This is a genomic window from Nitrospina gracilis Nb-211, assembly GCF_021845525.1.
Lineage (GTDB): Bacteria > Nitrospinota > Nitrospinia > Nitrospinales > Nitrospinaceae > Nitrospina > Nitrospina gracilis_A.
Window position 1 is genome coordinate 849,091 of record NZ_JAKJKD010000001.1, and the last position, 14,668, is coordinate 863,758.

The following is a 14,668-nucleotide window of genomic DNA, read 5'->3' on the forward strand; positions in this document are numbered from 1 at the left end:
TTCGCTTATTGTTTCCATTTGCGTTATACTGTCGCCTGCTAGTTGATTGAGCTGTTTGAGAATTGGCGGCGATGAGCTGAAAAGCTTTCTTTCTGGATCGAAACCTTCCCGGAACTTCTAATCCGGCGCGTTTCTGTTTCCCTTCCCTCTTGTTCTCCTCAAATTAACGCATACACCCGAATCACCGGGTATGAAACCGCATCTTCGGGCTTGAACTGAAGAGTCTGGAATCGTTGCGCTTTCTATTTCGAGCAATACTACCAAAGGATATTATTTTGAACACAGTTACGACCCACCCTTCCACCACAACATTCGAATCGCTGAACCTGATCCGCCCCATTCTCCGCGCACTTCAAGAGGAACAATACCAGACGCCGACGCCGATTCAGGCGGAAGCCATCCCGCATCTTCTGCAGGGCCGGGACCTGCTGGGCTGTGCCCAGACCGGCACCGGAAAAACCGCGGCTTTTGCCCTGCCGGTGTTGCAGAGGCTGGCTGAATCCAACACCGTTCCCGGACCCAAGGGTGCGCGGGCGTTGATCCTGGCGCCGACGCGTGAACTGGCGGTGCAGATCGAGGAGAGCTTTCGCGTTTACGGACGCCATCTCAAATTGAGCCGAACATTGGTGTATGGCGGCGTCAAAGCATTTCACCAGATCCGCGCGCTGAAGCGCGGCGTTGATATATTGGTGGCCACTCCCGGACGCCTGCTTGATTTGATGGAGCAGAGAGCCGTGCACCTGGACAAGGTGGAGGCCTTCGTTCTGGACGAAGCCGATCGCATGCTGGATATGGGATTTTTGCCGGATGTGCGCCGCATTCATTCCGCCCTCCCGCAGAATCGCCAGACCATGCTGTTCTCGGCCACGTTGCCGGAAGAGGTACGCCGTCTCATTCGCACGTTTCTGAACGATCCCGTCCACGTTTCCGTATCGCCTCCTTCTTCAACGGCGAAGAACATCGCGCAGAAAATCCTGTTCGTGGACAAGGAAAACAAAAAAGCCCTGCTCGAAGCCATTCTGGGTGACGCGCAGATCGAGCGTGTGCTCGTGTTCACCCGCACCAAGCACGGTGCCAACCAGGTGGCGAAGAGATTGAATCAGACGCGCATCCGCGCCGAGGCCATTCATGGCAACAAATCGCAACCCGCGCGCCTGCAGGCACTGGAGAAATTCCGTTCCGGCAAAACTCGGGTGCTGGTGGCGACCGACATCGTAGCCCGCGGTTTGGACGTGGACGGCATCACCCACGTCATCAACTACGAACTGCCCAAGGAAGCGGAAAGCTATGTGCACCGCATCGGCCGCACGGCACGCGCAGGTGCGGCGGGCGTGGCGCTGTCATTCTGTGATGCGGGCGAGCGTCCGTACCTGAGCCGCATTGAAAAAGAAATCAGGTGCACCGTGGATGTGGATGCAGAACATCCGTACCACTCCGCCAACGTGGCGGCTCTGGGTAGTCCCCGCAATGGCCGGAACGGTAAATTCAACCGGTCGCAACGCGGGGAGAATGGCATGCACCCGCGCCGCAATGGCAACGGAAGTAAAAGAAAACCTTTTCGCGCCCGCTCATCCCGGGTACGCTAAGAATTAAATAAGAGGCGGGCGCCGGATGAGAATCCGGCGCCTTCCCATCATCTGTCAACACGCATTCGTTCACTTTTCACCAAGGAGGACGCCATCATCGAAGCCATCGTTCATCAAAACCAGGTGGATCGGGCGTTGAAGGTATTGAAACGCCAGATCAGCAAAGAGGGTTTGTTCAAGGAATTGAAGCGCCGCCGGTATTACGAAAAACCGTCGGTGAAGAAAAAGCGCAAGATGAAAGAAGCTCAGAAAAAGAAACGTTCCGCCATGCGCCGCTCCCGCTCTTCCTGGTAAAACCGAAACGTATCCAGGTTGAGTTTCAGGCCCTGCTCTTCCGCCCGGCCGCGCAACTCCACACGAGGAATCTCTCCCCCGCTCCCGATCCCCCATCGTGATTGGAGTGGAGACGGGGGGCATCCGCCCCATCCACATGTGAATCGCCTACCCCGAACAATTCAATTGACATCATCGATATGTTTTGTAGTATATATCGATGTTTTTCCTGTGGACGCTGAAGAGAAGGGAGGTGCCTGCGATGAATCCATTTCTGTTGAGCCTGCTGATGGTGTGGCTGATGTTGCCCGCGTCCGGCGCGCTGGCTCAAGGTGCCGGGGGCAAAGACACGGCGGACTGGCCCAAGGGGTACGTGTACAAGGAGCGCGGACTGGGCCGCGATGCCGAATTCACCCTGAACAGGAGCGGGGTCCTGCCGCGGTGGTTGTCGATGGAAGTCCAGCACCGGTCACGCTACGAAACGCTGGACCGTGCGTTCCGCAGTGGCGCCACGGGAAGCGACCAGGTGTACGCTCTGCGCACGCTGGCGCAAGCCACCCTGCATCTGCCGCAATATTTTAAAATCCAACTGGAGTTTCAGGATTCGCGCGCGTATCTCAATGACTCCGGTTCGGTGGTCAACAACACCATCGTCAATGCGGCGGAACTGCTGGAAGCCAACCTGCAATGGCGCGGCGAAGATTGGTTTCAGCAGGGAAGCCGCCTGCTGGTGCGCGCCGGCCGCATGACCATGGACTTCGGCAAGCGCCGGCTGGTGGCGCGCAACCGCTACCGCAACACCAAAAACGCATTCACCGGCCTGGATGCCATCTGGCAATCGAAAGACGGTGAACAGGTGCGCGTCATGGTGACCATGCCGGTCAACCGCCTGCCCTCCAACGCCGGGCGATTGCTCGACAACGAGGTGGAATTCGACGAAGAGTCGCCGGATACGATCTTCTGGGGACTGTTTCTCGCCACACGCAATGCGCCATGGGGCGACCGCGCGGAAGTGTACCTGTTCGGCCTGCATGAGGACGACGGCGACTTCGCCACCCGCAACCGCCAGTTGTACACGCCGGGAGTGCGCCTGTACCGTCCGGCGAAGGGCGGACACTTCGATTACGAATGGGAGACCGCGTTCCAGTTCGGCGAGTCGCGGTCCAGCACCGCGCCCGCCAACACGGTGGACCTCGATCACTTTGCACACTTTCATCATGCCGAGGTGGGGTACAGTTTTGAAACGGTATGGTCGCCGCGGCTTGTGCTGGCGTGGGATTACGCCAGCGGCGATTCCAATCCGAACGACGGCAAGAACGGCACGTTCAACAGCCTGTTCGGCGCGAACGTGTTCGATTATGGCCCCACCACCATCCACCGCGCGTTCGTGCGGTCGAACATCAACGGGCCGGGAGTGAAACTGCACGTCCAACCGCACCGCAGCCTCAAGGCCGCGTTGCATTACCGCGCGTTCTGGCTGGCTTCAGACACCGACACGTGGGCGGGCAATTCCGGTTTGCGCGACACCACCGGCCGGTCCGGTTCCTTTTTAGGTCATTTGATATACCTGTCAGGCGCGTGGCAGGTGACGCCCAATGTGTTCGTGGAGACGGGTGTGGCGCACCGCGTGGACGGCGATTTTCAAGACGACGTGCCCGGTTCGCCCAGACAGGGCAACAGCACCTATTCGTACATCGCCACGACGTTTGCGTTTTAAAAGAACGCTGACGGTTTGGACGGCGCGGTGGCGTGAGGGTCGAGGCTCATTCCGCCGGGTCGGGGTTGACCGGGGCGGGCGCGGGTTTGCCCGCAAGCTTTTCCGTGATCGTCTGCACCAGGCTGTAAAGAGAGGGGACGAGAAGCGTGCCGATGACCGCGGAGGCGGCCATGCCGCCGAACACGACGATGCCCAGAGACTGACGGCTGTTGGCGCCGGCGCCGGAAGCCAGCACCAGCGGCAGAACCCCCAGCACGAAGGAAATCGCCGTCATCATCACCGCGCGGAAGCGCAGTCGGGCCGCGGTGGTCGCCGCATCGAACACCGGCGCGCCGGCCTCGCGCTGGACCTTGGCGAACTCGACGATGAGGATGGCGTTCTTCGATGCCATACCGATCAGCATGACCAGCCCGATCTGTGCGTAGATGTCGAGGATGTGTCCGGTGGCTTTCATTGCGGCAAGCGCACCCAGCACCGCGACCGGAACGGACAGGATGACGCCCCACGGAATCGACCAGCTTTCATATTGTGCGACGAGGAAAAGATAGGCAAAGATCAGAGCCAGGGCGAAGATGACGATGCCTTGCGATCCCGCTTCCACTTCCTGGTAGGACATGCCGGACCACTCGAATCCCATGCCCATGGGCAGAGTGCGCGCGGCCAGTTCCTCGACGGCGGCGATGGCCTGACCGGTACTGTAACCGGGTGCGGGCGAACCGTTGACCTTCGCCGCGCGGTATACGTTGAAACGCGTCAGCGATTCCGGACCGAGGATGGGGGTGGTTTCGGTCAACGTGCTGAGCGGCACCATGGCTCCCTCGGCGCTCCGCACGTAAATGCGGTTGATGTCCTCCGGATTGCTGCGGTATTCGCTTTCCGCCTGGATGATGACCCGGTACACCCGGCCGAATTTGTTGAAGTCGTTTACGTAGAACGAACCCAATTGCGCCTGCAGGGCTTCAAAAATTTCTGCCACCGGAATGCCCAGCGCCTTGGCTTGGAGGCGATCGACTTTCAACTCGATCTGCGGCACCTCGGCGGTGAAGGTGCTGAACACGCGTTGCAGTCCGGGCGTCTGATTGGCTTCGAAGATGAAGCCACGCATGGCGGCGGACAACTCCTGCGGCTCGCCGCCGCGCATGTCCTGCAACTGCATTTCAAATCCACTGGCGTTGCCAAGCCCGCGGATCGGCGGCGGGGTGAAGACGATGGATTGCGCCCCCGGAACCTGCGCGGTCATGCCCCAGGCACGCCCCACCAGCGCATTGGCATGCAGGTCCGGGGTAGTCCGTTCCCCCCATGGATCGAGCACGCAAATTAAGGTTCCGGAGTTGGGTTTCAAGCCGCTGATCAACCCGCGCCCGACCAGGGTCACGACATTTTTCACGCCGGGTATTTTCGTGATCGTGGACTCCATTTCCCTCATCAGGGTGTCCGTCCGGTTCATGGAGGCGCCGTCCGGGAGTTGCACGTCAATGAAAAAAACACCTTGGTCTTCATCCGGGAGGAATCCTGTTGCAGTGCTTTTAAAAATCCAGTAACTGCCACCGCTAACCATCAAGAGAACAAGTACGGTGAAAACGAAGCGGCGCACAATGGCTTTTACCAAAAACAGATAAGCATGTGACACCCCACGGAACAGGAAATCGAACCCGCGCAGGGCGAACCACGGGCGGGATTCCCGCTTCCGCAACATGGTGGCACAAAGAGCTGGACTCAGGGTGAGCGCATTCAGGGAAGACAGCGACACAGCAAATGAGATGGTTACGGAAAACTGACGATAAAGCTCACCACTGATACCTGATGCAAAGGCGACCGGAACAAAAACCGCAAGGAGAACCAGCGTGGTGGCGATGACGGGGCCGAATACTTCTTTCATCCCCTGGCGTGTGGCTTCTTTCGGTTCCAGTCCCTCATCCAGATGGCGTTGCACGTTTTCGACGACCACGATGGCGTCGTCCACCACCACACCAATGGATAGAACCAGCGCAAACAGAGTCAGGCTGTTGATGGAATAACCCATGGCGAGGAGCAGGGTAAAGGTGCCGATCAGGGAAACCGGGATGGCGAGAGCGGGGATCAAAGTCGCCCGCCAGTCCTGAATGAAAATATAAACCACCAGCACCACAAGGCCCAGCGCGATGAACAAGGTCTCCACCAACTCTTTTAATGAATTGTCGATGAATCGGGTGGAGTCGTAGGGAATGATGTATTCGACGCCCTGCGGAAAGTTTTCGGACAGCTCCGCCATTTTTTCCCGGATTCTTTGGGCCACCTCCAGCGCATTGGCGTCCGGCAACTGATAAACCGCAAAGTTGACGGTAGGCGATCCATTGAGACGGGAAAAGGTCTCGAATGTCTGCGAACTCATTTCAACGCGGGCAATGTCTTTCACGCGCACCACGGAACCGTCAGGCTTGGCGAGGATGATGATATCCTCGAACTCGGAGACGTCGGAGAGGCGGCCTTTCGCTTGAATGGTGTACTGGAACTGCTGGTCCTGGGGCGCGGGTATCTGCCCCACCTGTCCCGCCGCCGCCTGGATGTTCTGGTCGCGTATGGCCCGGGTCACATCGCTTGTGGTGACCCCCAGGTTCATCATTTTGTCCGGGTCCATCCAGATCCGGATGGAATAATTCAGCGCCCCGAAAATGATGACTTCACTCACACCGGGCACCCGTGCAAGCACGTCCTTGATATTGATGCTGATGAAGTTGCTTAAAAACAACTGGTCGTAGGTTCTTTCGGGAGAGGAAAACGCGACGATCTGCAAAAAATCCAGCGAGCGTTTACGAACGGTGATACCCGAACGTTGCACCTCTTCGGGCAGGACCGGCGTCGCGAGGGAAACGCGGTTCTGCACGTTCACTGTCGCCATGTCGGGGTCGGTTCCGATCTCGAAAGTGATTTCCAGCGTGTACACGCCGCTGTCCGTGCTGGTGGAGGACATGTAAATCATGTCTTCGACGCCATTGACTTGTTCCTCGATGGGCGCGGCCACAGTCTCTTCCAGTACGGCGGCGTTGGCGCCGGGATAGGAGGCGATTACTATGACCACCGGAGGGGTGATGGGTGGGTACAGCGCCACCGGCATTTTTGGCAGGGCCACGAGCCCGGCAATGACGAGGACGATGGAGATGACGAAAGCAAAGCGGGGACGCTCGATGAAAAAATTGCTGAACATTGTTCAGGCCCCTTCCTTGTCATTGCTGGAAGGTTTGGATGCGATCTGCACCGTGACACCCGGCCGCACCTTCTGCAAACCTTCGACAATCACCATCTCGCCGACCTCCAAGCCTTCCTTGACGACCCACTTGATTCCTTCTTTTTCGCCGGTGGTGATGTTGCGTTTGTGCACCCGGTTTTCAGCATCGACCACCAGCACGAACTTGCCGGTCTGGTCCTGCTGAATGGCCGCCTGCGGGATCACCTTTTCGGTCCGCACCTCGTCGCGCTGCACCCGCACTCTCACGAACTGCCCGGGAAGCAGTATGCGCAGGGTGTGGGGAATCTCTGCTTTGCCCGGAAGGACGTTTTTAGCCGGGTTGGGGAATTTGGCGCGGATGGTGATGGTGCCGGTCCGTTCATCCACTCTATGATCCACAAAATCCTCAATGCCCGCATAAGGATATTCCGTGCCGTTGGGCAGGATGAGTTTGGGCGTGAAGGTGGTGGCCTTGCCGCGTTTGATCTGGTTCTGGAATTCGGTCAGCACTGCGCCGGAATCCACGGTGAACAGGGCGTACATGGGGTCCATCTGCACCAGCGTCGCGAGCGTTCCGGTATCCGGTTTCACCAGGTTGCCTTCATGTACGTTGACGCGGCTGATGCGCCCGCTGAAGGGGGCGCGGATTTCCGTGTAGCTCAGGTTCAGTTGCGCCTGTTCCAGATTGGCCTTGGCCTGCATCAACGCCGCTTCAGCGCGTTTGAAATCGCTTTCCGCCTTGTCGAGATCGGATTGCGACACCGCGCCCTTGCGCACGGACTCGACTCGTTTCAGGTAGGTCCTGGCGTTTTCGAGGGTGGCCTCCGCTTCGGCAACGAGGGCTTCCGCCACTCTTACGGCGATTTGATACGGTTCCTGTTCGACAATGAACAACAGGTCTCCCTTGCTGACATCCTCGCCTTCCTTGAAATTTCTTTTTTCAAGAAACCCTTCCACCCGTGTGACCAGATTGACTGTCCTGACGGAAGCGGTGCGCCCCACCAGTTCGTGTGTGCGCACGATTTTCTGATGCACCACGGGCGTCACCGTCACCATGGGAGGGGGCTGCTTGGCTTGCGGCCCGGCGGAGGTATTCGGTTGCTGGCATCCCGCAAGCAGTACAGCCACGAGCATGAAAAGAGTGCGCAGGAGTTGGGTCGGTGATTCCATGTTTGTCCTTTTCATCGAATGAGTCCGCATCACGATTGCGGGGAGTCCGTTGGCGCCCCCACCATGAGCGGCTTCCATCCACCTCCCAGGGCTTTGAACAGGCGGATGAGGTTCGACACCACCCGCCCTTCACTCACCGCCAACTGGTCCTGGAAGTTGAACAGGGAGCGCTCTGCCTCCAGCACGGCGATAAAATCCGACAAACCCGCAATGTACAACTCGCGCGATAATTCCACCGCGTTTTGAGCGGACTCGATGGATTTGAGGAGCGCCTGGCGACGGACCTGTTCCTTGGCATAATCGATCAGAGCGTTTTCCACGTCCTGGACTGCTGTGAGCACCGTGGCCTCGTACTGGATGAGTGCCTGCTCCTGGAGTTCATCCTGCACTTCAATATTCTGGCGGATGCGACCGGCACTGAACACGTTCCATGTTACCTGTGGTCCCAGCGAAAACGCGGTGGCCGGTCCGCTCAAAAAACTGGAGGCGGAAATCGATTCCAGCCCGATGGAGCCCAGCAGGGTGAAACGGGGATAGAGGTCTGCGGTGGCAATGCCGATGCGCGCCGTCTGCGCGGCCAACTCCCGCTCCGCCTGGCGGATGTCCGGCCGCCGCCGCAACAAATCCGCCGGCACGCCGACGACGACATCCATCGGCGTCACCGGCATTTTTTTGAATTCCTGTAATTCTTCATTGATGGCGCCGGGAAATTCGCCGAGCAGAACCGAAAGACCGTTTTTGGCCTGTTCGATCCCGGTTTTCAGCGTGGGAATTTCTGCCTTGGTGTTTTCAAGGTTGTACTTGGCCTGCTCCAGCGTGAGCGTGGTGGTGAGCCCCGCCTGTAGACGGTCTTCCACGATCTGCAATGTTTCTTCCTGCACGCGGCGGTTTTTTTCCGCGGCTTCCAAACGTGCCTGAAAAGTACGTATCTCGATGTAGTTCAGGGCCACCTCAGCAACCAGCGTGACCAGCGTATCGTTCAATTGTTCCTTACGCGCTTCCACCGAAGCTTCTGCCGCTTCCACGGAACGCTGGATGCGTCCGAACAAGTCAATTTCCCAGGAGGAATCAAAGCCCGCGGAATACATGGTGAATTCGCCGCCACGGCGGAACAGGTTTTCGCGGCTGGTCCGCTGGCGGGCGACGTTCCCAACCGCATCGATGGTGGGAAAACGGTCTGCCCGCGCGATGCCGCGCCGGGCGCGCTCCTCCCGCACTCGCGATTCGGCTATTTTCAAATCAAGGTTATCTTTGACGGCTTTGTCCACAAGCCGGCTGAGGAGAGGGTCTTCCAGCGTTTGCCACCATTCAGCCAGCATCTCCGGCGTCACCTGTTTTACCGGAATTTCCGGTGTCTTGCCGACTTCCTTCTTTTGTTTTTCTTTACCTTTTTCTTTTTCCGATTTGAATTTCTGATTCTGTACCTTGGTGTGAAAATCCGTGGGCACGGTGGTTTGGGGAGGAATGTAATCCGGGCCGACTGTGGTGCAGGCGGCGAACGCCAGCCACACCGACCCGGCAAGGGCACGCAAACCAGACGGAAAAGCGGTTTGGAGTCCTGCGCGTATTGGAGGTGAGATTGGCATTGTCTTCGCTGTCAGGAGATCATGGCGCCGCGCATGGAGGCGGCGCCGGAGACCACGCCCTCTACCGGAAACGTCACCCGCTCGGACTCGGCCTGCAGGGCGATGATGTAGATCAGAGGCAAAAAGTGTTCCGGTGTGGGAACGGACAATCGCGCCGCTTCTCCCAAGCGGCTGAAATTCAGAATACTTTCATGATCGTCCTTGAGCAAGAATCTTTTGATCGATTCATCAAAAGAACTGGCCCAGGGGTAAGGCGAGGCGCCAGGGTTGGGATCGAAGAAGGCCAGGTTGTGCACAATGTTGCCGCTTCCCAAGATGAGAACACCCTCGCTTCTAAGCGGTTTCAATTCACGGCCGATGTTGTAATGCTGACGCGGAGACAGGTTGCGGTTCAGGCTCAACTGCACCACGGGCACGTCGGCTTTTGGGAACATCCAGGTCAGCACGCTCCACGTGCCGTGGTCCAGACCCCAGTTGTGATCCGGAAGGACTTCCGTGGTGGTGACCAGCGATTGAAGGCGCTGTACCAGTTCGGGGCTTCCCGGTGCGGGGTATTCGATATCGAACAGCGCCTGCGGGAAGTTGCCGAAATCGTGGATGGTGCGCGGGTGCTCCATGGCCGTGGCGTAGGTGCCGTACGTTTCCCAGTGTGCGGAGATCGAAAGGATTGCCTTCGGCCGCGCCAGGCTTTTGCCCAAAAGCTCCCAGTTCAAGGCGAACGGGTTCTTTTCGATGACGTTCATCGGGCTTCCGTGCCCCAGAAACAGGGCCGGCATTTTGACAGATTTGGAATGGGTCAGTGTATTCATAACAAAATAACGTTTAAAATGTGTGTGTCAATGGATCCAAAGTTCAAGCGTCAGAAGGACAACATGAAGTCGTAGTTGCCGATCAACACGCCCGGGTCCTTCTCCGAAGGACGGTATTCGACGATCAGGCTGTCCTGCTGTTCCCGCGTGAGAGCCGGGTCGCGCAAAATCAAATCGCGCGCGTTCAGTTTCTGGATGAAGGCGTTGTTCGGTACGGCCTCACCCTTGAAATACAATTGCGTCACCAACTGCGGGATGCCGGGCGCCGTGACCATGAAGTGCAGGTGTGGCGGGCGAAACCAGCCGTTTTCAATGTCCACCGGATAAAAGCCGGGCACCACGGTTTTGAAACTGTAACGGCCCTCCTGGTCGGTGATGCAGCGGCCCCAGTACTGGAAATGTTCGTCGTGGGTGCGTTCCACCCACTGGCCGGTTTCCGGATGCCGGAAGCGTGTCGCCTCGCGGTCACCGCGGTGGTTATAGCGGCCGGAGGCGGCGGCGTTCCACAGAATGATCACCGCGCCGGGTTGTGGCTTGGCGTCTCCCTGCCAGCGAAACAGGACCTTGCCTTCCAGGTGAATGACCTGGCCTTCAGCGGTTCCCTCGTGACCCTTGATGTGTGTCAGGTCGTTGTCGTTGGCCTCGCTGATGGGCAGGCGGAAGTCGAGGTTTTCGCGGATCTCATGGACTTCGTCGCCTTCGTCCGGGAAGAAGGGCCCCAGCGTTTGCCGCGGAGTTTTCATCCCCAGGGCCTGCGCCCAGGCGGAACTCGCAAGCAAGGAGCCTGCGAGCCCTCCGAGCGCCCCCCAGCCGGTCTTCAGAAAATTGCGACGCGAAAAGAAATAATCGACCGAATGTTTCATCGTGCACCTTCCTGCACGGGGTGATTATGGGCGTATACAGAGGAGGGGCTCTTCACGTTCTGAGACCCTTCCTCCTGAGTCTTGAAAAAGGTCCGCGCAATCCAGCCGTCCACGGAGTATCTGCCGCCGCCGGAGACCATCAGCGCCACCGCCATGCCCATGGCGAGCAGGTGAAACTCAAAGCCTTCGCCCGCCTGCTGGCCGGACCAGTTCATGAAAAAGCCGTTGTTCCAGTGCACCATGAGCAACGCGCCCATCATGGTGGCGAAAATGCCGAAGGCGCTGAGGCGGGTGAGGAATCCGGTGATCAAACCCAGCGCGCCGAAGAATTCGCCCGCGATGACCAGAAGCGCGATGATCATCGGCACCCCCATGGTCTGGGTGAAGAAGCCGAGCGTGCCTTCCAGGCCGTGCCCGCCGAACCAGCCCAGCAGTTTCTGCGCGCCGTGCGGGAAGATGACCAGCCCGAGCAGGACCCGGACGATCACGGTGCCGGTGCGGTTTTCGGTTTCAAACATTTTCTGCAATGCGTTCATTATATTCATGAGATATCTCCTCGATATCGAAGTGGATGAATTGCGTGTTGCGTCTTCGGTTGACATGGAAGCCGGACAGGAGCCCCTCCCTACATCCTGCCCGGCCCCGTTTTTATATTGGGGTGCCGGAGAGGGCTCTCCTGCTACAGCCTTTCATGACTTCCGTCGCAAAAGGGGCGGTTGCCGGATTGCTGACATCCGCAGGCGTAGATGGTTTTGTCCTCGTCAAACTCGATGAGGTAAGGGGTGAATTCCGTGCCTGCATGCGACCCATCGCAGTACGGGCCGTTCTTCGATTTTCCGCAGGCGCAGAAGGCTTTGACCTCCCCTTTTTTTACCTCGATTTCAAATGGTTCCTTTTGCCAGCTCATATGGACTCCTTGGTTTTTATTTTAAATTTGGTCACGACGTGCCTCGTCCCAATCGTCATTTGAGGTACGCCATTCATTATTTGTGGCATTCGGTGACCAGCGCAAACGCGACACACCGTAGGTATCGATCAGGTAACCGGTCAACGTATTGAGGTTGATCGCGGGTGCCGAGGACGTGGTGGTTTCGAAAAACCGGACCTGCCCTCCGGTCAATTCCTGACGGAACAGGCGCCATCCCTGCGGCATTGAAAGTGGCTCTTTCAAACCCGGTTCGCTGAAAAGCCGGCACACCAGGCCTGCCGTTTCAGAACCTTCAGGGTGCAACTTGATGGTCAGCAGGCAGTGCAGGCCGGACTTTTCCAGCACCAGGCGGTTCACCCCGGGGAGGTACGGGGCGAACGGGTTCTTCGCCTGGGCGGAGGAAACCGGGGACTCCGTGTGAGAGGAATCGAAATGCCATTCCCAATCGGCAAACCCCATCGTGTTCAAATGCGCCGCCCCGTGAGAAGTATGCGCGGAGCTGGAGAAGACCAGAATCCATCCGAAAATCAGGGCCATCCAGATCGCCGGGTGGCGTTTGATTGCCGAACGGGAGGATGAGGTATTCGAACGATGGAGGTTCATGATCGGGTTCCTTATTTGAAAAATAAATGTGGTTCAAAACGAACTTGACCTATACAAAGCAAAAGCCGGGCCAAACCGGGAAAAAATTTTAATGCGTTTAAATATATAGAATTAGGATGGTTTCTTGTTTTTCGGGAAATAAACGAAATGTTTTGAAATAACTGAAATTCGTTGAATGGCAACGGAATTCCGTTATAATGCAGGCATGAGCGACGTCGATCCCAGCATCCAGCCTTTCCGCCACATGCGCGAGCTTTTGCTGGCCATGCCACAGGAGCGGAGCGTGACCTCGTTGCTTGAGCGGGTGGTGGAAAAAGCCGCCGAGGACCCCCTGCTGGCCCATTCGCGTATCTGGCTGGTGCGTCCCGGTGACCGGTGCGATACCTGTCCGCTCCGATCGCAGTGTCTCGACCAGACCCGGTGCCTGCACCTGGTGGCGCAAAAATACAGCGTTGGATTTGAACCGGAGTCGGATGTTATGGAAGAGGACGATTACATCCGCATTCCTCTCGGCGTTGGCAAGGTGGGGCGTTCCGCGGTGACGGGTGAGATTGCGGATACGCAGTCGGTCGAGGAAGATTTCGATTTTGCGGTGTCGAAGCGCTGGGGCGAGCAGGTGAAAGCCATCGGCCTGTCGGTTCTGCCGGTGGTGTTCCAGGGCAAGGTGCTGGGCGTCTGCGGTTATGTTCCCAGAAAGGAAGTGGAAACGGAAGGCGAGGGATTGTTCTGGGGCCGGCTGGTAGCGGACCACCTGGCGGTCTCCATCACCAACGCCGAGGCGTTCGAACAGATCGAGGAGTTGAACCGCCAGCTCACCGACGATTATGAATACCTGACGGAAGAGCTGGGGGAGACGCAGGCGTTCGGCGGCATCATCGGCCAGAGCGCACCGCTCAAAACGGTTTTGCGGCAGATCGAAATGGTGGCGAAGACCGATGCCAACATCCTGATCACCGGCGAGTCCGGCACCGGCAAGGAGATGGTGGCGCGCGAAGTGCACAAGCGCAGTGGACGCTGGAGGCGGCCGATGGTCAAGGTCAATTGCGCGTCGATCCCGCGCGATTTATATGAAAGCGAATTCTTCGGCCACATCAAGGGTGCGTTCACCGGTGCGGTGCAGGACCGGAAGGGCCGGTTCGAGCTCGCCAACGGCGGCACGCTGTTCCTCGACGAGGTGGGCGAGATTCCGCTCGATGTGCAGAGCAAGTTGTTGCGCGTTCTGCAGGAGGGCGAGTACGAGCGCGTGGGCGACGAGCGCACCCGCACCACCGACGTACGCATCTTGGCCGCCACCAACCGCGACCTCAAGCGCGAAGTGAAAGAGGGTCGCTTCCGCGAAGATCTGTATTACCGACTGAATGTGTTTCCCATCGAACTCCCACCCCTACGCGAACGGTTGGAGGACATTCCCGTGCTCGCCCGCCACTTCATCGAAGTGGCGGCGAAGCGGTTCAACCAGCCGATCAAGCCGCCATCGCGGTCCGTGATCGCCTCGCTGGAAAAGTACGACTGGCCGGGCAATATCCGCGAATTGCAGAACCTGGTGGAGCGCGCGGTCATCACTGCCACCAACGGGAGGTTGAAGTTTGATTTGCCGGGAGTGAGTGAACCGAAAGCTAAGTCCGCGGGTTCGCCTGCGGGCCCCGCGGAAGGGGAGGTGATCCCGGAGGCGGAAATGCGCCGGCGCGAAAAGGAAAACATATTGCGCGCGCTGAAACAAAGCGGCGGCAAGATTTACGGCGACGACGGCGCGGCCAAACTTCTCGGCATCAAACCCACCACCCTGGCGACGCGCATCAAGTCGATGGGCCTGAAGAAACAATTCCTGCCTGAATAGCGCATCCCTTGCGGGACCGCGAGGGGGGCGGCCTCCTGTCTTTCATCTCCATGGATTTTATTTTGAACGCGGGGAATGCGATTGCCTGAAT

Annotated in this window: 12 protein-coding genes; 4 read left to right on the forward strand and 8 right to left on the reverse strand. The window is 58.2% G+C overall.

Annotation, left to right across the window (positions count from 1 at the left end):
• The first annotated feature begins 275 nt into the window (after positions 1-275).
• The 3 genes from J2S31_RS03980 (at position 276) to J2S31_RS03990 (ending at position 3,576) form a co-directional block, all read left to right on the forward strand.
• Positions 276-1,586, forward strand: a complete 1,311-nt coding sequence (locus J2S31_RS03980; RefSeq protein WP_237097768.1) for a DEAD/DEAH box helicase — start codon at positions 276-278, stop codon at positions 1,584-1,586.
• 96 nt (positions 1,587-1,682) lie between these two features.
• Positions 1,683-1,880: a 30S ribosomal protein S21 gene (gene rpsU, locus J2S31_RS03985; RefSeq protein WP_371831641.1), complete on the forward strand. Its 198-nt coding sequence runs from the start codon at positions 1,683-1,685 to the stop codon at positions 1,878-1,880.
• A 241-nt stretch (positions 1,881-2,121) separates the two neighbouring features.
• The gene (locus J2S31_RS03990) at positions 2,122-3,576 is read left to right on the forward strand and encodes an alginate export family protein (RefSeq protein WP_237097770.1); all 1,455 of its coding nucleotides are present in this window, start codon (positions 2,122-2,124) and stop codon (positions 3,574-3,576) included.
• Between the two features lie 46 nt (positions 3,577-3,622).
• On the opposite strand, the gene J2S31_RS03995 is transcribed toward J2S31_RS03990, so the two are convergent.
• The 8 genes from J2S31_RS03995 to J2S31_RS04030 all read right to left on the reverse strand — a co-directional run bounded on the left by J2S31_RS03995 (position 3,623) and on the right by J2S31_RS04030 (position 12,740).
• Positions 3,623-6,760 (reverse strand): efflux RND transporter permease subunit, encoded by a 3,138-nt coding sequence (locus J2S31_RS03995; protein ID WP_237097771.1) that lies wholly within the window; start codon positions 6,758-6,760, stop codon positions 3,623-3,625.
• A 3-nt stretch (positions 6,761-6,763) separates the two neighbouring features.
• Positions 6,764-7,951 carry an efflux RND transporter periplasmic adaptor subunit gene (locus J2S31_RS04000; RefSeq protein ID WP_237097772.1) on the reverse strand — a complete coding sequence of 396 codons (1,188 nt, stop codon included), beginning with the start codon at positions 7,949-7,951 and terminating at the stop codon, positions 6,764-6,766.
• Positions 7,952-7,980: 29 nt separating this feature from the next.
• A complete protein-coding gene (locus J2S31_RS04005) occupies positions 7,981-9,483 on the reverse strand; it encodes an efflux transporter outer membrane subunit (protein ID WP_237097773.1) in 1,503 nt (500 codons plus the stop codon).
• Between the two features lie 65 nt (positions 9,484-9,548).
• On the reverse strand, positions 9,549-10,346 hold the full coding sequence (gene ygiD / locus J2S31_RS04010; RefSeq protein ID WP_272908567.1) for a 4,5-DOPA dioxygenase extradiol: 798 nt from the start codon (positions 10,344-10,346) through the stop codon (positions 9,549-9,551).
• 50 nt (positions 10,347-10,396) lie between these two features.
• The gene (locus J2S31_RS04015) at positions 10,397-11,209 is read right to left on the reverse strand and encodes a dioxygenase family protein (protein ID WP_237097775.1); all 813 of its coding nucleotides are present in this window, start codon (positions 11,207-11,209) and stop codon (positions 10,397-10,399) included.
• Complete coding sequence (locus J2S31_RS04020; RefSeq protein ID WP_371831642.1) at positions 11,206-11,745, reverse strand: DoxX family protein; 540 nt, start codon at positions 11,743-11,745, stop codon at positions 11,206-11,208. Before J2S31_RS04020 ends, J2S31_RS04015 begins: the two co-directional genes overlap by 4 nt.
• A 143-nt stretch (positions 11,746-11,888) precedes the next feature.
• Positions 11,889-12,116: a CDGSH iron-sulfur domain-containing protein gene (locus J2S31_RS04025; protein ID WP_237097777.1), complete on the reverse strand. Its 228-nt coding sequence runs from the start codon at positions 12,114-12,116 to the stop codon at positions 11,889-11,891.
• Positions 12,117-12,137: 21 nt separating this feature from the next.
• Positions 12,138-12,740: a hypothetical protein gene (locus J2S31_RS04030; protein ID WP_237097778.1), complete on the reverse strand. Its 603-nt coding sequence runs from the start codon at positions 12,738-12,740 to the stop codon at positions 12,138-12,140.
• 175 nt (positions 12,741-12,915) lie between these two features.
• Between J2S31_RS04030 and J2S31_RS04035 the strand changes: the two genes are divergently transcribed.
• A complete protein-coding gene (locus J2S31_RS04035; RefSeq protein WP_237097779.1) occupies positions 12,916-14,577 on the forward strand; it encodes a sigma-54-dependent Fis family transcriptional regulator in 1,662 nt (553 codons plus the stop codon).
• The last annotated feature ends 91 nt before the right edge of the window (positions 14,578-14,668 follow it).